Source organism: Actinomadura macra NBRC 14102 (assembly GCF_001552215.1).
GTDB classification, from domain to species: domain Bacteria; phylum Actinomycetota; class Actinomycetes; order Streptosporangiales; family Streptosporangiaceae; genus Spirillospora; species Spirillospora macra.
This window is the reverse complement of sequence record NZ_BCQT01000002.1, coordinates 255,854-274,771: the sequence shown is the minus strand read 5'-3', so window position 1 is coordinate 274,771 and position 18,918 is coordinate 255,854. Positions and strand designations below refer to the sequence as shown.

The following is an 18,918-nucleotide window of genomic DNA, read 5'->3' as shown; positions in this document are numbered from 1 at the left end:
CCCGGTCACTCGCCGGTGAGCCCGTCCACCGACTCCCGAAGAAGATCGGCGTGACCGTTGTGCCGCGCGTACTCCTCGACCAGGTGGAGCAGGATCCAACGCAGACTGGGCCTCCTGCAGTCCGGCCAGCTACGCTCGGCCAGCCTATCCAGCCCACCGTCGGCCCTGGCGAACGCCATCGACTCTCGGTACCGGGCACTCGTCCTGCTGGCGACCTTCGCGAACCTCCGATGGGGCGAGGCTGTTGCACTCCGGCACAAGGACGTGGACCTCAAGGCCGGCACGGTGCGGGTCGAGCGGACACTTGTGGAGGTGACCGGCAAGCCTCTCCACTTCGGGCCTCCTAAGACTGAGGCGGGCGTGCGGACGGCGATTCCGGCAATCGTGCTCCCTGAGCTGAGAGCACACGTCAAGGCGTTCGCTCAAGACGGTGACGAGGGCCTGATCTTCGTCGGAGGCAAAGGGGCGCTGCTACGACGGGCGAACTTCCGTCGCAACTGGATCCGCGCCTTGGACAAGGCTGGATTCGAGGGTGTGCGCTTCCACGATCTCAGGCACACGGGGAACACGCCCGCCGCGATCGCGGGTGCGACGCTTCCGGAACTCAAGGAACGCATGGGTCACGCGAGCGATCGCGCGGCCATGATCTACCTCCACGCCACGGACGAGCGGCACCGGGAGATCGCGGACACCTTGAGTGCGATGGCCAAGGCCGAACTCAGGGGTAAGAAGCGATCGGGCACGCAACGGGCACGGAAGCGGAAGAAGAGATCGAGGGCCCAGCTCGGAACATCGGTTCTGAGCTGGGCTTCTTGGTGGGTGGAGCCTAGGGGATTCGAACCCCTGACACCCGGCTTGCAAAGCCGGTGCTCTACCAACTGAGCTAAGGCCCCTCGGCAACCTGCTGTCTACCTGCGGCGACGTCAGACCGGCACGACCGGTGTCGATCGTACACCGTAGACGGAGCGTAGGCTTTCCGGCCCGGCCCGGCCGCTATTCGTCGTCGGCTCAAATCCGCCGGCTGACCGCCGGGGCTCCTTGCCCTCACGTCCGCCTCAGTGCGGTTCGCAGGCGGGCTACCAGGCGCGGCACGTCCTTGGCTTCATGAGGTCCGCCCGTCGGCGTCGTGGTTCCGGACGGAGAGCAGGGCCGAGGGATCTTTCCCTCGGCCCCGTCTGGACGGCGGGGGCACTTCCACATGCACCCGCCCGTGTTCAGTCCTCGCCCGCCCGTAGCACAGGAACAAGCATCGGACCTTGCCGGGCCGCCTTCAGACGTCCCGCGGATTATTAGATCCGCGGCGGGTCGAAGTCACCACTTCGGAAATCATCGTGCATCATTCATCAACGTTCTTGAACACCTTGACACGACCTTTCTCTTCCGGAATTGAAACCATATGACCAGCCGTCTTATACGGCGGGTCTTTCCGGGATTCACGTGACGCGACGGGCCCGATCGTGCACTATGAGCGCTTGAAGGCCGGTTACAGCAACGCGATCTTCCACTCGCGCGCGCCTTCGATCACGTTCCCGCCCGTAGCACGGTGGTTCAATTCCACAGGCATTGGAGAAAGATCATGACCTCTCTTCGGTCCCTCAGCCCATACGAGGGTGACCCCCACAACGGCGATCCGGGCCGCGACCTGATCTGGCTGGGGGCGGTGGGAATGTTCCTCACCGTTTTCCTGGCGCTGAGCGGCCGGGGTGTGCCGCCGCGGGAGGCCGCGGCAGCCACACTCATGATGGTGGGCGGCGCCGAAGCGCTGCGGCGGCTGATCGGCGGCGAGGGTCCGGGAGGCGCCGGATGGGGAAGGTGAAGGCGCGGACGGTCGAACAGCAGGATTCCGTGGAGTACTGGCGCTTCCAGATCGAGACCCTCACGGAAGCCGCGACCCGAGCCCGCCGCCGTGTCGTCCAGGAGAAGATCCTTCAGACCAAGGCCGAGCTCGGCCTGCTGATCAGCGCGTCGGTGCAGTACGAGCTGGACCGGTTGAGCGGCGCCGACGGGATCGGCGTCATCGCGTCCGTCGCGTCCGTTCCCGTCCAGGAGGTCTGGCGGTTATTGGCCGGCGGCTACCAGCCGGGGCAGGCGGTCTGGGCGCATATCCAGCAGATCCTCATGCTGTGCCGGGCCAGCCAGGCCATCGACAAGATCACCACTGCGCGGCAGCTCTTCAATCGGCTCGCCGAGTTGCACGAGGAGGACGAGTTGCTCGCCCAGCGTCTGCGGGGGCTGGACCATCGGCGGCGCGGCGTCACCCGGGGCCTGGGGCCGCATCGACCCTCCAGGGCGCACCAGACGGACATCTCGGCGCCCTCCCTGCCGTCCGTCGCGTCGCAAACGACGCCCCATGCGGATGAGCGGGACGGTAGTGGTCGGAAGGATGTACGCGAGCCTCACGATGCCCCGTCGCTCGGCTCGCCCTTCGCGGCTCCCGCCGTCATCCCATCCCGGATCTCCCGGGTGCCTGCCTTCCCGAGACCCGAAAGCCCCTGCAGCCGGACCCGATGATGGCGAACACCAAGGCGATGTTCGCCGACACGATGCGCGCCTACCGGATCTGGGCGGGCAACCCGAGTTATCGGGAGTTGGAGCGCCGTAGCGACAAGAAGATCTCCTACTCGACCTTCAGGAACGTGCTGACCAGCGCGACGATGCCCAGCAAACTCGGGCATGTGGAAGCCCTCGTCCGAGCCCTTGGCGGGACGGACGAGGATCTCCAGCGGTGGGCGACCGCCTGGCGGCGGCTCGCCATGGTGCCCGAGGCCAAGAACAGGGAGGCAGGCAGGCGGAACGTCCGCGAACTCCCTCGCTGATCAACGATGCGGGGTCAGCCGTGGTCGGCGGTCAGGGCCTTGTCGAGGGGTGCGGGGGCACCGGCGAGGATGAGGTCGGGGAACGCGGCGACGCTGGGCAGGACGTGGGTGGCGCCGGCGGCGAGCAGGCGGGGCCGGTCATGGGCGCCGGTGAGGACCCCCGCGACGATGGACGCGCCGGAGCGGCGTCCGGTCCGCATGTCGTTCGCGGTGTCGCCGCAGACGGCGATGTGGCGGACGTCGTCGGCGCCGAGCCGGAGTGCGGCGGTCAGGACGAGATCGGGCCAGGGCCGGCCGCGGGCGACGTCCTCGGGGCACAGGGTGAGGTCGGCTCGGTCCCACCAGCCGAGGGTGTCCAGGATGCGGGCCTGGGTGCTGCGGGCGAACCCGGTGAGCAGGCACACGCGGACGCCGGCGCCGCGGATGCGCTCGATGGCGCGGTCGGCGCCGGGTACGGGTCGGAGACCATGCCGGTCGACGAGCTGGTCGTAGGATTGTTGGAACGCCAGGTTCGCGGCCTGGGCGCGGGCCTCGTCGAAGAGCGAGCGGAAGATTTCGATCTTGGAGCCGCCACGCGACTCGCGGACGCGGGCCATGGAGCGCTCGTGCGCCGCCGTACCGGAGGCGATCCCCAGGGCGGCGATCGCCTCGGCGAAGGCGGTCTCGACCAGGTCACCGTCGGCGACAGTGGTCCCGGCGAGATCGAGGCAGGCGATGGTGATCGGCTCTGCTTCGCTCACGCCGGGGCCTCCCTCGAAGTTCGGACGTCCGCTCTCCGCGGGACTATCGCCGGCGTCTCAGCTGTCGGACGACGTGGCCTCGGTCCACAGGTCGAGCTCGGCACGGTCCTGCTGGAGGCGGCGCCAGACGGCGAAGCCACCGAGGGCGACGACAGCAAGGATGAGTAGCTTCTTCACGGTGGGGACCCCTTCACCTCGGTTATGAAGCCAAACCCGGGAATGTGATGGATCACAGTCTGCTCCCCCCAGGCTCTCCGCAGCCTAGCAACCGTTGACGGCCGATCCGCACCAGGTCACCGTTATCGGATTAGACGTCCAATTCGTGGGGTGCGGAGGGTGTCACGCCACCGCCACCTCGTCGGGACGCCGAGATGGCCGGATAATCCGGTGACGACCTTCGGGAGTGCCGATGGCAGAGGACGACTTCGGGCTCTGGGAGCGCGAACTCGATTCCGGCCCGCCGGACGACGAGGCGGCCGGCGGGCGCGGGATGGTGGTGGTGGCGGGCCTGACCGCGACCGGCTGCACCGCGATGATCGCGCTGGGCGAGGTGCCGCTGGGGACGGCGGGGCTGGTGCTGTCGTCGATCATCCTGTTGCTGTGGCGGATCGGGATGTGATCCGTCATCATCTGCGCCATGGAGTTGCGCGGAGCGAACGTCCTGCTGACAGGTGCCTCCGGAGGGATCGGCCAGGCGCTGGCGACGGCGCTCGCGGCGCGCGGCGCGCGGGTCGTGCTGACCGGCCGGCGGGTGGAGGTGCTGGAGCCGCTGGCCGAACGGCTCGGCGGCAGGGTCGTCGCGGCCGACCTGGCCGACCGCGACGCCGTCGAGGGCCTGCTGGACGAAGCGGGCGATGTGGACGTACTCCTCGCGAACGCCGCGCTCCCCGCCTCCGGGCTGCTGTCGAGCTTCTCGATCGGGGAGATCGACCGGGCTCTGGACGTGAACCTGCGCGCGCCGATCGTGATGGCGAAGCTCGCGGGCGAGAGAATGGCCGATCGTGGCCGCGGTCATCTGGTCTTCGTCTCGTCGCTGTCGGGGAAGGCGGCGTCCGGGCAAGCGTCTCTGTACAACGCGACGAAGTTCGGGCTGCGGGGTTTCGCGCTGGCGCTGCGTGAGGACCTGCGTCCGCACGGTGTCGGCGTGTCGACGGTGTTCCCCGGGTTCATCCGGGACGCGGGCATGTTCGCGGACGCGGGCGTCACACTGCCCCGCGGCATCGGCACCCGAACCCCGCGAGACGTGGCGAGAGCGACAATCCGGGCAATCGACAGGAACCTCGCCGAGATCGACGTCGCGCCCCTCGGCCTGCGCCTCGGCGCGCTGCTCAGTGGCACCGCCCCGGCGCTGTCGGCCGCCGTCCAGCGGCGCACCGGCGGCCACAAGGTTTCCGGCAGGCTGGCAGCCGGACAGCGCGACAAGCGTTGACACGGAGGATCATCCCGCGATACACGGGGGTCCCGCTTGATCAGCGGGACGAGCCGGGCACGCCGTCTCCCCGGGCCTACCCCGCCCGCCGTGCGTGCTCGCGAGGAGGTCCGTGCATGTTGAGAGCTCAGGCAGGCGTGATCGGGGTGATGGCCGCGGCCGTCCTGCCCCTGACGGCGGCGCCCGCGCAGGCGGCCCCGCCGGACGCGAAGGTGGTGCCGATCCAGATCACCGGCGACGCGTCCAAGCGCTTCAACCTGGTGATCATGGGTGACGGCTACACGGCGACGGACATGCCGAAGTTCCGCACGCACCTTGCCAAGCATCTGAACGACCTGTGGACGATCGAGCCGTTCAAGTCGTACCGCAGCTACATCAACGTGTACGCGGTCGAGATCCCCTCAGGCGAGTCGGGAGTGAGCTGCGACCCGCAGCTGTCATCGCCGCGCCGCAAGACTCCGTTGAGCATGGCGTTCTGGAGCGGCTGCCGGCAGGACGGCGTCCAGCGCCTCCTCGTCATGGACTCCGACGCGGCCAAGACCTACGCGGACCTCGTGCCCGGGGCGACTCTCGCGAACCGGCAGATCCTTGCCCTTGCCAACAGCGACACCTACGGCGGCGCAGGCGGCACCTACGCGACGGCCTCCGGCGGCAACGCGATGTCGGCGCTCATCGCCCCCCACGAACTCGGCCACTCACTCGGTGGGTTGGACGATGAGTACGACTACTACCAACGTGGCGTACCCGGCGGGACCTACACCGGACCGGAACCCGACTCCATCCACCACACTCTTCACACCGAGCAGGAGATGAAGGCGCAGAAGAAGAAGTGGTGGCGCTGGCTAGGCGAACGCAGTGAATCAGGTGGGACGATCGGTCGCTACGAAGGCGGGCTCTACAACAGCAAGGGCGTGTGGAGGCCGAGCCAGCACTCCATGATGAAGACGCTCGGCTACTACTTCGACCAGGTCTCGCGTGAACGGATGACCGAGCGCATCTCCGCCAAGGTCAACCTCATCCAGACGCAGACCCTCACGGACAAGCCGGTGGGCGCTGACCAGGTTCTGTGGTTGGAGACCATGCATCCGGCCAGTCATCAGCTGTCCGTCACGTGGACGGTCGATGGGAAGACCATCCGTGAGGGTGCCCGTGGTCCCAACCTGGACCTCTCCGAGATCCATCTGAAGAAGGGCACCCACAAGGTCACGGCGACGGTCACCGACCCGACCAGCTTCGTCCGCGACCCCGCCATACGGTCGTCCGCTGCCCTCACCCAGACGCGCACCTGGGATGTGGACACCAGCGTAAAGACACCACCGTCGGACGTGCCCGCCGACTTCTCGTCTACTACGCCCACCGATCAGCCGGTGGGCGCGCAGAGCGTCGTCTATGCCGAGACCACACATCCGGTAAGCACCGTCCCCAGGATCCGGTGGGAGCTTGACGGGCGCCGCGTACGCGGCGGTGAACGCGACATCGATCTGCGGCGCCTCCACCTGTCCGACGGCACGCACCAGCTCGTCGCGCGGATCGGCTCCAACAGCCGCACCTGGACGATCGACGCACACCGACCGACCGTGAAATACGAGCTCTCCAAGGCCACGCAAGCGCGCGCGGGACACACACCCGAGTATGTCTTCGACGGTCCGTTCACCATGCGGCTGACCGGCGCGGACGACCGTCCGGGCGTGGTCGTCTCAGAGTTCCGTGTGGACGGCGACGGCTGGTTCAACTACTTCGGCTGGCCGACCGATTCGGCTGATCCCTGGCGCTTCAGCGACACCGGCACGGTGATCGACAGCCTCACCTACGGCAAGCTCGGCAAGGGCCGGCACACCGTGGAGTACCGCGCGATAGACCCGGCGGGAAACATCGGCGATGCCGACAAGTTCATCGTCACCCTCCGCTGACCTCGTCCCGGCGGGCCGCCGTTCCCCTCACCGGAGACAGGCGGCCCGCCACGGCTGTGCATTAACGGCACCGCGCTCAACACCACCCCGGTCAACACCCCGCCCCGGTCAACACCCCGCCCCGGTCAACACCACCCCGGTCAAGCCAATGGCACTGTGGTCGAAGGCTCGCTATGGGGCTGGTTCGGAGGTGGGCGCGGTCGTCTCGGTCGATGTGCCGGGGGTGGTGGCCGGGGTCTCCGGGACGGCGGCGGGTTCGGCGGGCGCGCGGCGGGCGGTGGCGAGGACCGAGCCGCAGAGGATCAGCGCGAACGAGACGATGATCGTCGTGGTGAGCGGCTCGTCCAGGAAGAGGACGCCGGCGGCGACGGCCACCGCCGGGTTCACATACGTGAAGACCATGGCCCTCGATATGCCGACCTCCCGGATGAGCTCGAAGAACAGCAGGAACGCCAGCGCCGTGCACACCACCCCGAGCCCGGCCAGTGCGGCGAGAACGCGCCCGCTCGGCAGTTCGTCGGGCCACGTCGCGGCCGCCGGGACCACGTAGACGACCGCCGCCAGGGCGAGCGACGAAGCGGCGAGGTGCAGGCTCGGCAGGTCCTGGAGTCGCCGGGTCGCGATGAGCGGCGCCGTCGCGTATCCGAGCGCGACCAGCATGACCTCACCGAGCGCCCACGCGTTGCCGCCGCCGAGGTGCGGTCCGGCGAGGACCCCGACGCCGACCAGCCCGATCAGCAGCCCCGCCCATCGCACCGGGCCGAGACGCTCGGCGTCCCCGGTGAGCCTCGCCAGCAGTACTCCGATGATGGGGACGGCGGCGATCAGCAGGCCGGTCATGGAGCTGGTCAGGCGATGCTCGGCGTCCGACAGCAGCGCCCACGGTCCGAGGATCTCCAGCGCCGCGAACGCCAGCAGCGGACGCCAGTGCCGGCGGACGACGTCGAGGCCCCCCGCGCGTATCGCCAGTGGCAGCAGCAGGACGGCGCCGAGCGCGGTCCGCGCGAAGACGAGCACGGGCACCGAGACGCCCTCGACCGCCACTTTGATCATGAGATAGGGAATCCCCCACAGCACGCTCATCAGCGCGAACAGCACCCAGCCGCGGCGACTCACCACGTCCTCCGTTCGGGTTCTCTCCGCCCTGCCCGGCGGACGGGGCCCGGCCACGACGCGGGCGGGCACCAGCTCAGAGTGCAGGTCGGCGGAGGACGCTGTCTTGAACGCTGTTGCGGTACGCGCCCGGGGTGACGCCGAGGACGCGCCGGAACCAGCGGGTGAGGTGCGCCTGGTCCGCGAACCCGACGAGGGGCGCCGCTTCGGCGGGCCGGTATCCCGTGTCCAGCAACCCCCGCGCGCGCGTCACCCGGTGCTGCGCGAGCCACGCGTACGGCGGCATTCCCATGGCGTCACGGAACGCGCGCAGCAGCTGGTAGCGGGACAGCTCAAGGTCGGCCGCCATCTCGGCGAGCGTCGGCGGGTCGATGAGTTCGTCGGCGAGACGTGTCGCCACCGTCCGGGCGATTCGTCCGGCATCGGCCCGTGCACGCTCGGCGGGGCGCGAACCCTTCACGGCATGCCGCCGGACGAGGGTGCCGAGCACCCCGAGCAGCCGGTTCTCGCCTTCCAAGGGATCCTTGCCGAGCCGCAGCGCGTCATGGGCCAGCCGGAGCGCCGCACCCAGGCGCGGGTCCTCGATGACGGGGTGACGGAAGTGTGCCTCCGTCGATCCCGAAATCCCGCCCAGCAGCTCAATGCTCGGATACAACGCGACGTAGGCGAAGCCATCCGGGCCCGCCGGCCCACCCGTATGTGCCTCTCCGGGCTCGATCACGACGACACTGCCTGCGGCGGAGTACAGCCTCTCGCCGCGGTACCGCATGGTCTCCAGGCCGTCGACGCACACGCCGATGGCGAACTCGTCATGCGTGTGCGGCGCGTAGTGCTGCCGTCCGAAACGCGCGTTCAGCAGGTCGAGCGACGCGCCCTGGATCCCCTCCACCCGCGTCCAGAGGGCCCGATCCCCGTGCGCGGCGGGGCGATCAGGCGGAGAAGATGTGCCGGAGCCGCCATCGGTCCTCGTCACGACCGAGCTCCGCGACGGCCACGCCCTCGGCGCCCGTGACGCGGACCCGGTAGACCCGGCCGTCCTGGGACGACCCGTAGGTCTTGAGTACCTCGTCGACGGCGTAGCGCGACCCACGCCATTCGTACGCGGTGAGCCGTCCGGTCGGGTCCTGCTCGGCCAGGACGGGCTCGTTCAGAAGGTGGCCCATAAGTCCGCGAGCCTAGCACGCATTCGAACTGGTGTTCGCAGGTCGGAGGCCGGTCGACAGCTCTTCCGGGCCCGCTCTCGAAGGCCCTCACACCAGACCCGGCCCATCGTAGGCGGGCCGGGCCGTCCATCCCGGGCGTGGCGCGGCGATGAACGCACTCGACTTCATCCCGACATTGAGTCGCACCGAACTGGCCATGTCCAGACCAACCGAAAACACCACCTCCCTCATCCTCACCCTTGGAGGTTCCCGGCCGTTCTCGTCCTTTCGGACCCTCCAGCGCCCGTCAGCGGGCGCCGGGCACACCTCCGCGACGAAAGAGCCTTCGCACTTATCCACAGGCTGGGGGCAACCCTGCCCACATCCGCCCGACCCCAGGAGCAGGCGGGAAGGCAGGGGGATCCACACGGAAATCCCCAGGCAACAGGGATTTCGACCAGCTCGGCCCCTGCTGGTCTCACACTCGCACACCGTCGAGCGGCCGAGCAGACGATCCACAACCTGTGGATAACTTCGGTGCACAGCCTGGGTATCGCGCCCGAGAACACTGTCCACCATTCTTCCCCAGGCACGCCCTGTCATCGAGTCCGCTTATCCACGTCGTGGAAAAGCTTCTGAGCAGCAACGATGCACCTCACTGCGCCCATCCGTGCACAGCCCGTTCACACCCTGTGGGCAGTGCGCCTCCACAACCCCGCCGCGGCGGTGGACGGCTCGACCCACCGGAAATCCCCATGCGCATCCCCAGGCACATCCTGTGGACAGCTACAGAAGCGCTGATCGCGGAGGGGCACGAGCCGACCAACCGGCGCCACACCGCGAGGGCGCCGGCTCGGGCGCAAGGATCAGAAGGAGCGGTCCACGATGGCGCGCGCCGCCTCGCGGGCGGCCGGGACGATCTCCGGCACCGGCTCCACAGCCGCGGCCGACATCACGCCGTCAAGGAGGATGGTCAGCTGGCGTGCCAGGAGCTCCGGATCAGGGGCACCGGCGGCGGCGGCAAGCTCGCCCACCCAGTCACGGACGGCTCGCTTGTGCTTGACGGTGGCCTCGTGGACGGGCGTGCCGGGCAGCGACTCGCCCGCCGTGTTGATGAACGCGCAGCCCCGGTACCGGCCGTGGTCATCGCTTGCCATCTCGACGGCGTCGTACAGCCCTACCAACTGCTCGCGCGGATCGTCTCCCACGGCGGCCGCCGCCTCGCGCAGCATCGCCTGCCACTTCTCGTCGGCCTGCCGCAGGAACGCCAGGACCAGGTCGTCCTTGGATCGGAAGTGCGCGTAGAGGGTCGCCTTCGCCACGCCCGATTCCGCGATGATGCGATCGATGCCGACGCCGCGGATGCCGTGGGCGTAGAAGAGGTCGGTCGCGCTCCGCATGATCCGGTCGCGGGCCGGCTCGCGCGTCTTCGTGGTCATCGGACGGCTCCTCCCAGCTGCCGCCCATCGTACAGACAGACCTGTCGGTCTGGTCAGCCGCGGAGCACCCTGCTGACCGCGGGCAACTCAGGTGCGCTTCGGGCTGAGAGTCCGGCCTTGGGCACTACCTTCGACCGCCTCGGCGTAGGCGAGCGCGACGTCGGCGGCGGGCGTACCGTCGGCGGCGTCACGGCCCAGGATGTCCAGCGTCTCCGCAACCCAACCGGGGCTGACGACGTTCACCCGGAGTCCGCGCGGCATCTCGATCGCCGCGGCACGCACGAACGCCTCCAGGCCCGCGTTGGTCAGCGCGCCGAACGAGGCGCCACGCATCGGACGATCAAAGACACCGCTGGTCAGCGTGATCGAGCCACCGTCCCGGAGATGGTTCAGTGCCTGCCGTACAAGATGTACCTGCCCCAAGAGCTTGCCTTGCAGACCGGCAGCGACGTCGGTATCCGAGTCCAGTGGGGCGAGCGCCACGCTCGCCGCGCAGCACACGACCGCGTTGATGTCGCGGACGGTCGTGAACAGTGCGTCGATCGATGCCGGGTCGGCCAGATCGACGCGTACCGGGCCCTTCCGGGAGACCTGGACGACCTCGTGCATCTTTCCGAGCAGCCCCACGACCGCGGTGCCGATGGTGCCGGTCGCGCCGATGACGACGATCTTCATGTCGATCCTCCTAAACCAGAGCCGCGGGCCTGAGGCTCGCGGCGGTCAGCAAACGGCGGTAGAGGCGTACCTGCTCGGCGAGTTCCTCATCGGTGATGGACGAGGCGCCGTGCACGATGAACGGCGGCTCGTAGCTCATGCCGGTGAGATTCGCGGTCGCGTCCCATGGCAGCAGCAGGTCGGTCACGGGGAACCGGTTGAGGCCGGCCGGCTGGTAGAGCTTCTCGCCACCTCCCACTGTGGTGGCGAGTCGCAGCCGCTTGCCGTGGAGCGCGTCGCCGCCCGAGCCGTAGGCCCAACCGCGCTCGAAGACCTCGTCCAGCCACTTCTTCAGCAGCGGCGGGACCGAGTACCAGTAGAAGGGGAACTGCAGGATCACCCGATCGTGCTCCGTCAACAGTCGTTGCTCGTACGGCACATCGATGCGGAAGTCCGCATAGGCGGCGTAGAGGTCATGGACGGTGACGTCCGGCAGATCACGGATTCCGGTGGCCAGCGCGGCGTTGACCCGCGAGGCGTCGAGATCGGGGTGGGCTAGGACGACCAGGGTGCGCGTCATGTCACTCCTCGGAGAGATGAGGTAGACAGACAAGTCTGTCTACCAATCCTCCGACACTAGACAGACAGTTCTGTCTAGTCAAGAGCAGTGCGCATCTCGGCCATGTCAACGGACGGCCTGGAGGCTTCACCGAGACAGCCGCCGAACTGGAGAGCAGGCGAGCCGGGGACACCCCCCTGAGGCCACACTCGTCTCGATCCGGAGCAGGCCGGACGAGCACGCCCGTCCTGCACCACATCGCGTGGGCTACGGAGGCGGTTCGGCGAGTCCGGCGGCCAGATCCTCCAAACGGAGGAGTTCGTCTTTCATCTCGGCAGGGTCAGGGAGGGTGATAGTGCGGGCCTGGGCGACCAGGTCGCGTGCGTGTGTCCATTCCTCCAGGTGACAGGCCATGTCAGCGCGCAGGACGAGGGCCCTCAACCGGTCTGATGGAGTGAGCGGCTCGTCGGAGGCGAGCAGATGATCGAGGATTCTCGCGGCCGCCCGGTGGTCTTCCTTCGAGTAGCCCAGGAGTGTTGCCATGTGGAGGGTTCTGGCGACTGGTTCCTTTGAATCGGCAACTCGCCATTAGCGATCGGTTGACCGATGCGGAGCTGAACACCATCGGGGTCGGTGACGAGGAACTGCCGCACCCCGTATGACATGTCCTTCAGGACACTCACCCTGGGCAGGCCGCGCGTCGGGACTCGTCCCAGAGCCTCCTTCAGACCACTACGGAATGATTCGTAGAGCGTGTCGACGTCGGTGGTCATGATGTAGCACATGTGCATGGACGCGGCCGGGTCGTGTTTCTTCCAGCCGTAGAACTGCAGCTCGATGGTTCCGCGGCGGATCGAGAGATACGGGTTCGGACGGGTCTGCCGGCTGGCCTGCTCAAAACCCAGCGCCCGGTAGAACTCCCAGGTCTCGTCGATCGAGCGGCACGGAAAGATCGGAATCGTCGTCTCTCCCACGCCCCCAGAGTAGGCCGCTGTACATGGGTAGTCAAATTTGAATTATCACTCGGGTAGAGCCGACGGGTCGATCAGGCGGGACGGTCAAGCCACACCTGCCGTAGCGATTGATCGGCGAACCCCTGCTGCGACCAGTTCGGCCCCGAGTCCTCGTCTCCCGCTATCGGCGCCTGCGCGGCCACCCCCAGGCGACCGTCCACCTTTCCGCGGACGGGGACGCGTCGTTCACCCGTCCAGCGGCCACCGGACGGGACGATGAGGCATGAGGCGTGGGTCATTCCGGCGATCAGAGCCGCGGCGACGAGCGTCCCATAATGATCTTTATCGTGCGGGTTCCGGACGTGGGGAGATCCATATCCTTGATCCCACCGTCTCGCGGCCTGGTGATCACTAGGGTGGGGCCCACCCTAGCGCTATCCACAGATTGTGGATAAAGGCATAGTGGCGATCGAACAGGCCACCGCTTTCTCACCCTTCAGGTTGGTTGAGCGGCAGGACCGAGATGCGTTCACAGGATTGCACCGTGCCGGATCGGTTCCGGGCAGTTGGGCGACATAGTCGCGGCCACAGCGGGCCGCCATGCCGATCACGGGGAAGGTCGTCCGGCTTGAGGATCTTGCCGTCGCCGATCGCGGCACGGATCTCGGCGTCCAACTTCCATCAGCGGATCATCCCAGCACGGGCTCCGCGGTCCACCGAGCTTCTCCATGGCGGGATCGGCGGACTTGAACTCCGAGCAGCATCGGAAGCGGCACGTGCCCGCGATGAGTATCCGACCAGGCACGGGCCTGCTGTAGGCACGTGCTCAGCGTGGAACATGAGGTGCCGCAGTCGTGATCGGCCCGGGAAAGACGTCCAGCTCGATGCTGCGACGCGCTGGGCCGAGAACTGCGGCGGCAGCGACGCATGCGCGAACGCATTGAGTCGCACCCGGCCCTTGCCAACCCCGCCCACCGCTTGGGCGGAGTGGGTACCGGCGAGCGCGGCCGCAGCACGGTGGTCGTGAGAGCTGTGAGGGCGAGAAGACGGCGTCGTACCAGATCCTCAAGGGAAACGCGGGTCGGGAACGCCTCGGAGTTTGATCCAGTCCATGATCATCGGCTGACGCAGTGCGATGAGTGGCATGAACCGCGGTCGAATAACCCGTCCGTCCCAAGCCTGTGGATAACTCTCGTCCCCAGCTGTGAGCGAAAGGCGTCCCGTCGTTGTCCACTGATCGCCTTCATCGCGCTCTCCAGGGAGAACACCCATTAACGCTGGTCGGGAAGACAGTTTTGGAGTTCGACTTCACCCATCCACAGCCTGTGGACAACGAACTGCACAGCCTTGGGGAAAGCCTCGTCCCCACCTCGTCCCCACCTTGTCCGCAGGGTGGTCCCCAGGATGGCCGATCCTTCCACCGTCATCCACAGCCCACACCGACGCTGCACGGTGACGCCGAGATCGCGGGATCGACGTCGTGGAGGTAGGGCGGAAGTCGCGGCGACGACGTAGCCGATCGTCACCAACGTAGCGACGATGAGCCGCAGCCGACGCGACCGGCCCCGGACGTGGGCTCGTCACCGGGCCGGCCCACATCCGATGGCCCGGTCCGCCGGGCATGACGACCTCCGGCCATGGCCGAACGTCGTCCGTTCGGGCACGACGAGTTTTGACCGTGGCCGAACGTCGTCCGTTGTCCACGGCTCGGGTTCGGTTCGTGACCGGCCGGACAAGGATCGGTGCGCTTCTCCCGCACGTCAGCACCGCACGCACTGGCGATACAGATGACCCGGGGGGGACGGACGGGCGGACGCAGCGAGATCCAGAACCGTTCGAAGCGCAGCGTCCGAGTGGGACAGGGGCTGGTGCGAAAGCGGAAAGACCGGTGACTACAACGACCGATGGTTCACGATGCTCTGGAAAAACATGAACAAAGCCCCCATCGGTGATCCGATGAGGGCTCTGAGCTGGGTGGGCCTAGGAGGACTTGAACCTCCGGCCTCATCCTTATCAGGGATGCGCTCTAACCGACTGAGCTATAGGCCCGTACTGCCGCCCTGGCGACGCAACGAGAGATTACCCCATCTGGTGCGGCAACCGGAAATCGATTAGGGCGGCTGCGACATGCGTTCACGACAAGGATCCACTGGTCAGCACCGCCGGCCCGGGAGCGTCCCCGGACGGCGGCGAGGGACAGTGCGGGGAGGCGCTACTCGGCCTCCTTGAGCGTGACCTCGACGCCGCCCACGAGATCGGCAGCCAGGTTGTAGATGACGGAGCCGACCGTCGAAAGAGCGGTGATGAGCAGGACGTTCAGCGCGCCCACCAGGACCGTGTAGCCGAAGACGCGGAAGAACGAGAACCAGCTGCCGGCGTCGACGCCGCCGGTGGTCTCCCCCTGCTGCTTGGTGAGGCTGTTGATCGTGTCGCTGATCGCGTCGAACACGCCGAGGCCGGCAAGGATCATGTACAGGACGGTGACGGCGACCAGCAGGACGACGAAGCAGACCACCGACATCACGAAGCTGAACTTCATCACCGACCACGGTTCGAGCCTGGCCAGTTGGAGCTGCGCCTTGCGCGCCGGCTTGGCGTTCGCGGGGGTCTTGTCGCCGGATGTGTTCACGGGGGTCGTCGCAGGGGCGGGACGGTCCTTCAGGACAGTTCCGGCAAAGCTCGAAACCCTGGACTTCGCCGATCCCGAGGAGTTGCCGGAGGCCGGGCCCGCCGCGGACGTGTCGCGACGGCCGAACGGCCTGCTCCGCTTCTCGGTGCGGTCCCTGGACACCGAGCCGGACGGCTCGGAGGGCTTCGTCCAGCCCGACGGGCCCCGGGAGGGGACAGGCGAGCCTGTGGACGGCGTCGAGGAGCCTGGGGACGAGCCAGACGAGCCGGGTGAGGCCGGCAGGCCAGAGGAGCCCGGGGAACTGGACGAGGCCGGCAGACCGGACGGGCCCGGGGAACTGGACGGGCTGGACGGGTTTGCGGAGCCTGAGGAGGAGCTGGACGAACCAGGTGTTCCGGCGGAGCCGGATGAACGCGAAGAGCCAGAGGAGCTTGGGGAGCTTGAGGACGTGGCGAAGGAGCCGGACGAGCGGGAGCCGGGAGTGCTCGACGTTCCCGAGGTGCCCTTCGAGGCGTCACCGGACGCCGAGGCGGCCGGTGGACTCGACGGGCTGACCGGCGCGATGGAGTCGTCTGCCCCTCCGGCGCCCAGGACCTCCGTGGAGCCCGACGAGCCCGGAGCAGCCGAGGGAGCCGGTACCTCCGACGACGGTTTCGAGTCGGAGGGAGGCTCGACGGTGTCCTCGACCGGGGCGATCTCGGGCGCGTCGGCGTCCGTCTCGGACTCCTCCCCGACCTTGGCGAGGTCGGTCCTGGTCTCGTCCGCGGAGGTGATGTCGACGGTCGCCTCGTCCCGGCCTGGCTTGGCGGAAGCGGCGGCGACGGTCTTACCTGGTTTGCCGCCGGATCGCCCGGCGGGTCCCTTCCGGCCTGCGCCGGACCCGCCTTTGCTTTTGCCGGGCTCCGTGCTCACGTGTCCTCCTGGCCTACCGGCTCGGTGACGAGGTTGGGCGCGGCATCACTCAACGTCGCTCCCCTCGCCCTCGGCGTCTGCGTCCTCTGCGTCCACCATGGACTCTACGTTCCTCGCGATGGCGACCACGCTGTCCCCGTCGGCGAGATTCATCAGGCGAACGCCCATGGTCTGCCTGCCCGACTGCTTGATCTCCGCTGCAGTGGTGCGGATGACCCCCCCGTTGGACGTCATCGCGAACACCTCGTCGTCCTGGCCGACCATCAGGGCCCCTACCAACCTGCCGCGAGTCTGCACGATCTTAGCGGTGAGGACCCCCTTACCCCCACGACCCTGGCGGGGGTACTGGTCAGCGGCCGTGCGCTTGGCATAGCCACCCTCCGTGGCAATCAGGACATTCTGTGACGAATCCTGCACGACCAGCATGTTGAGCACTTCCTGGTCTTCCTCGAACCGCATGCCGATGACACCGGACGTGGCGCGCCCCATCGGGCGGAGCGATTCGTCGTCGGCGCGGAAGCGGATGGCCTGCGCGCCGGTGGAGACCATCAGCAGGTCGTCCTCGGACGAGACGAGACGGGCCGCGATGACCTCGTCGTCATCGACCAGGTTGATCGCGATGATCCCGCCGGTGCGCGGCGAGTCGAAGTCGCGCAGCGCGGTCTTCTTGACGCGCCCGCGCTTGGTGGCGAGGACGAGGTACGGCGCGACCTCGTAGTCGCGCAGGTCCATGACCTGGGCGATGTGCTCGTCCGGCTGGAAGGCCAGCAGGTTGGCGACGTGCTGGCCACGCGAGTCGCGGCCCGCGTCCGGCAACTCGTACGCCTTGGCGCGGTACACGCGGCCCTTGTTGGTGAAGAACAGGATCCAGTGGTGCGTCGTGGTGACGAAGAACTGGTCGACGATGTCGTCCTGCTTGAGCTGCGCACCGCGGATCCCCTTGCCACCGCGGCGCTGCGCGCGGTACAGGTCCGTCCTGGTGCGCTTGGCGTAGCCGCCGCGGGTGATGGTGACGACGACGTCCTCTTCGGCGATGAGGTCCTCGTACGACACATCGCCGTCGAACGGGATGATCTCGGTGCGCCGGTCGTCGCCGTACTTCTCGACGATCGGGGCGAGCTCATCGCCGACGATCCGGCGCTGCCGCTCAGGCGAGCCGAGGATGTCGTTGTAGTCGGCGATCTCCGCCATGAGCTTGTCGTACTCGTCTGTGATCTGCTGCCGCTCCAGGGCGGCGAGCTTGCGCAGCTGCATGTCGAGGATGGCCTGCGCCTGGATCTCGTCGATCTCCAGCAGGCTCATCAGGCCCCGCTGCGCCTCCTGGGCGGACGGCGACCGCCGGATGAGCGCGATGACCTCGTCGATGCGGTCCAGCGCCTTGAGCAGGGCGCGCAGGATGTGGGCGCGCTCCTCGGCCTTGCGGAGCAGGAACCGGGTGCGGCGGACGATGACGTCGATCTGGTGCGCGACCCAGTACCGGACGAACTGGTCGATGCGCAGGGTGCGCGGCACGCCGTCGACCAGCGCGAGCATGTTCGCGCCGAACGTCTCCTGGAGCTGGGTGTGCTTGTACAGGTTGTTCAAGACGACCTTGGCGACGGCGTCCCGCTTGAGGACGATCACCAGTCGCTGGCCGGTCCGTCCGGACGTCTCGTCGCGGACGTCGGCGACGCCGTCGAGCTTGCCGTCCTTGACCAGTTCAGCGATCTTGAGGGCGAGGTTGTCGGGGTTGACCTGGTACGGCAGCTCGGTGACGACGAGGCAGGTGCGGCCCTGGATCTCCTCGACCTCGACGACGGCCCGCATGGTGATGGAGCCGCGGCCCGTCCGGTACGCCTCCTCGATGCCCTTGCGCCCGACGATGAGGCCGGCGGTCGGGAAGTCGGGCCCCTTGACACGCTCGATCAGCGCTTCGAGGAGTTCCTCGTCGGACGCGCCGTAGTTCGCCAGGAACCACTGGACGCCCTCGGCGACCTCGCGCAGGTTGTGCGGCGGGATGTTGGTGGCCATGCCGACGGCGATGCCGGCCGAGCCGTTCACCAGCAGGTTGGGGTAGCGCGACGGGAGGACGTCGGGCTCCTGCGAGCGGCCGTCGTAGTTGGGGGAGAAGTCGACGGTCTCCTTGTCGATGTCGCGGAGCAGCTCCATCGCCAGGGGCGCCATGCGGCACTCGGTGTACCGCATGGCGGCGGCCGGGTCGTTGCCCCGCGAACCGAAGTTCCCGTTGCCGTCCACGAGCGGGTAGCGCATGGACCAGGGCTGCGCCAGCCGGACGAGGGCGTCGTAGATCGCGGAGTCGCCGTGCGGGTGGTAGTTCCCCATGACGTCGCCGACGACGCGCGCGCACTTGAAGTACCCGCGGTCGGGCCGGTACCCGCCGTCGTACATCGCGTACAGGACGCGGCGGTGCACCGGCTTGAGGCCGTCGCGAACCTCGGGCAGCGCGCGCGCGACGATGACCGACATCGCGTAGTCGAGATAGCTCTTCTGCATCTCGACCTGGATGTCGACCGGTTCGATCCGCTCGCCCGGGTGTCCACCCTCTGTGGTCACGTCCGTCACTCTCAAGACCTCTTCTGCTTGATGGGAAGGAAGTACGGTCGCCTGCGGGAGTCAGGCCGA

The 18,918-nt window shown here is 68.0% G+C and carries 21 protein-coding genes, 2 tRNA genes and 2 pseudogenes; 8 read left to right on the top strand and 17 right to left on the bottom strand.

The genetic code is table 11. From position 1 onward, the window contains the following. Window positions 1-5: 5 nt before the first annotated feature. The gene (locus tag AMA02S_RS43220) at window positions 6-284 is read right to left on the bottom strand and encodes a mycothiol transferase (protein ID WP_245667314.1); all 279 of its coding nucleotides are present in this window, start codon (window positions 282-284) and stop codon (window positions 6-8) included. On the opposite strand from AMA02S_RS43220, the pseudogene AMA02S_RS44875 reads away from it, so the two are divergent. Next, window positions 166-609: pseudogene (locus AMA02S_RS44875) on the top strand (site-specific integrase); the annotation flags it as partial. The gene AMA02S_RS43220 and the pseudogene AMA02S_RS44875 overlap by 119 nt on opposite strands. Before the next feature lie 211 nt (window positions 610-820). Here AMA02S_RS44875 and AMA02S_RS02480 read toward each other — a convergent pair. Beyond that, window positions 821-893, bottom strand: a tRNA-Ala gene (locus AMA02S_RS02480). 683 nt (window positions 894-1,576) lie between these two features. Between AMA02S_RS02480 and AMA02S_RS02475 the strand changes: the two genes are divergently transcribed. Genes AMA02S_RS02475 through AMA02S_RS02465 form a run of 3 tightly spaced genes read left to right on the top strand, consistent with a single transcriptional unit; the run spans window position 1,577 to window position 2,816 of the window. Continuing rightward, entirely contained in the window at window positions 1,577-1,816 is a 240-nt protein-coding gene (locus tag AMA02S_RS02475) for a hypothetical protein (RefSeq protein ID WP_067450807.1), read from the top strand. After that, window positions 1,804-2,511, top strand: a complete 708-nt coding sequence (locus AMA02S_RS02470) for a hypothetical protein (RefSeq protein WP_067450804.1) — start codon at window positions 1,804-1,806, stop codon at window positions 2,509-2,511. The genes AMA02S_RS02475 and AMA02S_RS02470 overlap by 13 nt, the downstream gene beginning before the upstream one ends. Continuing rightward, window positions 2,508-2,816: a hypothetical protein gene (locus tag AMA02S_RS02465; protein ID WP_157430329.1), complete on the top strand. Its 309-nt coding sequence runs from the start codon at window positions 2,508-2,510 to the stop codon at window positions 2,814-2,816. Before AMA02S_RS02470 ends, AMA02S_RS02465 begins: the two co-directional genes overlap by 4 nt. Before the next feature lie 14 nt (window positions 2,817-2,830). Here the strand turns inward: AMA02S_RS02465 and AMA02S_RS02460 are convergent, their stop codons facing one another. Together AMA02S_RS02460 and AMA02S_RS43360 are read right to left on the bottom strand one after the other, a co-directional pair. Further along, on the bottom strand, window positions 2,831-3,556 hold the full coding sequence (locus AMA02S_RS02460) for an HAD family hydrolase (RefSeq protein WP_218004818.1): 726 nt from the start codon (window positions 3,554-3,556) through the stop codon (window positions 2,831-2,833). Between the two features lie 57 nt (window positions 3,557-3,613). Continuing rightward, window positions 3,614-3,733: a DLW-39 family protein gene (locus AMA02S_RS43360; RefSeq protein WP_211238580.1), complete on the bottom strand. Its 120-nt coding sequence runs from the start codon at window positions 3,731-3,733 to the stop codon at window positions 3,614-3,616. Between the two features lie 232 nt (window positions 3,734-3,965). Here AMA02S_RS43360 and AMA02S_RS02455 point away from each other — a divergent pair, with 232 nt between their 5' ends. The 3 genes from AMA02S_RS02455 (at window position 3,966) to AMA02S_RS02445 (ending at window position 6,895) form a co-directional block, all read left to right on the top strand. Next, on the top strand, window positions 3,966-4,175 hold the full coding sequence (locus AMA02S_RS02455) for a hypothetical protein (protein WP_067450797.1): 210 nt from the start codon (window positions 3,966-3,968) through the stop codon (window positions 4,173-4,175). Window positions 4,176-4,193: 18 nt separating this feature from the next. Next, window positions 4,194-4,985 (top strand): SDR family NAD(P)-dependent oxidoreductase, encoded by a 792-nt coding sequence (locus tag AMA02S_RS02450; RefSeq protein ID WP_067450794.1) that lies wholly within the window; start codon window positions 4,194-4,196, stop codon window positions 4,983-4,985. A gap of 116 nt (window positions 4,986-5,101) precedes the next feature. Further along, window positions 5,102-6,895 (top strand): M64 family metallopeptidase, encoded by a 1,794-nt coding sequence (locus tag AMA02S_RS02445; protein ID WP_067450792.1) that lies wholly within the window; start codon window positions 5,102-5,104, stop codon window positions 6,893-6,895. A gap of 171 nt (window positions 6,896-7,066) precedes the next feature. Here AMA02S_RS02445 and AMA02S_RS02440 read toward each other — a convergent pair whose 3' ends face one another. The 12 genes and pseudogenes from AMA02S_RS02440 to AMA02S_RS41250 form a co-directional block, all read right to left on the bottom strand. After that, the gene (locus AMA02S_RS02440) at window positions 7,067-8,011 is read right to left on the bottom strand and encodes a DMT family transporter (protein ID WP_067450789.1); all 945 of its coding nucleotides are present in this window, start codon (window positions 8,009-8,011) and stop codon (window positions 7,067-7,069) included. A 73-nt stretch (window positions 8,012-8,084) separates the two neighbouring features. Next, window positions 8,085-8,981: a helix-turn-helix transcriptional regulator gene (locus tag AMA02S_RS02435; protein ID WP_084264452.1), complete on the bottom strand. Its 897-nt coding sequence runs from the start codon at window positions 8,979-8,981 to the stop codon at window positions 8,085-8,087. Next, on the bottom strand, window positions 8,938-9,171 hold the full coding sequence (locus AMA02S_RS02430; RefSeq protein ID WP_067450783.1) for a hypothetical protein: 234 nt from the start codon (window positions 9,169-9,171) through the stop codon (window positions 8,938-8,940). The genes AMA02S_RS02435 and AMA02S_RS02430 overlap by 44 nt, the downstream gene beginning before the upstream one ends. A gap of 845 nt (window positions 9,172-10,016) precedes the next feature. Then, window positions 10,017-10,589: a TetR/AcrR family transcriptional regulator gene (locus AMA02S_RS02425; RefSeq protein WP_067450780.1), complete on the bottom strand. Its 573-nt coding sequence runs from the start codon at window positions 10,587-10,589 to the stop codon at window positions 10,017-10,019. Between the two features lie 87 nt (window positions 10,590-10,676). Beyond that, window positions 10,677-11,264 (bottom strand): short chain dehydrogenase, encoded by a 588-nt coding sequence (locus AMA02S_RS02420; protein ID WP_067450777.1) that lies wholly within the window; start codon window positions 11,262-11,264, stop codon window positions 10,677-10,679. 10 nt (window positions 11,265-11,274) lie between these two features. Next, on the bottom strand, window positions 11,275-11,823 hold the full coding sequence (locus AMA02S_RS02415; RefSeq protein ID WP_067450774.1) for an NAD(P)H-dependent oxidoreductase: 549 nt from the start codon (window positions 11,821-11,823) through the stop codon (window positions 11,275-11,277). Window positions 11,824-12,069: 246 nt separating this feature from the next. Further along, window positions 12,070-12,776, bottom strand: a pseudogene (locus AMA02S_RS02410) (bleomycin resistance protein). Between the two features lie 71 nt (window positions 12,777-12,847). Next, window positions 12,848-13,054, bottom strand: a complete 207-nt coding sequence (locus AMA02S_RS39820; RefSeq protein WP_084264451.1) for a hypothetical protein — start codon at window positions 13,052-13,054, stop codon at window positions 12,848-12,850. A 190-nt stretch (window positions 13,055-13,244) separates the two neighbouring features. Beyond that, a complete protein-coding gene (locus AMA02S_RS41255) occupies window positions 13,245-13,430 on the bottom strand; it encodes a hypothetical protein (RefSeq protein WP_157430328.1) in 186 nt (61 codons plus the stop codon). A 14-nt stretch (window positions 13,431-13,444) separates the two neighbouring features. Then, a complete protein-coding gene (locus AMA02S_RS44870; protein ID WP_369688368.1) occupies window positions 13,445-13,684 on the bottom strand; it encodes a Ca2+-dependent phosphoinositide-specific phospholipase C in 240 nt (79 codons plus the stop codon). A 1,046-nt stretch (window positions 13,685-14,730) separates the two neighbouring features. Then, a tRNA-Ile gene (locus tag AMA02S_RS02405) sits at window positions 14,731-14,804 on the bottom strand. Window positions 14,805-14,967: 163 nt separating this feature from the next. After that, window positions 14,968-15,384, bottom strand: a complete 417-nt coding sequence (locus AMA02S_RS41250) for a DUF3566 domain-containing protein (RefSeq protein ID WP_067450771.1) — start codon at window positions 15,382-15,384, stop codon at window positions 14,968-14,970. Between AMA02S_RS41250 and AMA02S_RS02395 the strand changes: the two genes are divergently transcribed. Further along, the gene (locus AMA02S_RS02395) at window positions 15,377-16,324 is read left to right on the top strand and encodes a hypothetical protein (RefSeq protein WP_067450768.1); all 948 of its coding nucleotides are present in this window, start codon (window positions 15,377-15,379) and stop codon (window positions 16,322-16,324) included. The two genes, AMA02S_RS41250 and AMA02S_RS02395, sit on opposite strands and share 8 nt — an antisense overlap. A 17-nt stretch (window positions 16,325-16,341) precedes the next feature. On the opposite strand, the gene gyrA is transcribed toward AMA02S_RS02395, so the two are convergent. Beyond that, window positions 16,342-18,858: a DNA gyrase subunit A gene (gyrA, locus tag AMA02S_RS02390; RefSeq protein WP_067450765.1), complete on the bottom strand. Its 2,517-nt coding sequence runs from the start codon at window positions 18,856-18,858 to the stop codon at window positions 16,342-16,344. Between the last annotated feature and the right edge of the window lie 60 nt (window positions 18,859-18,918).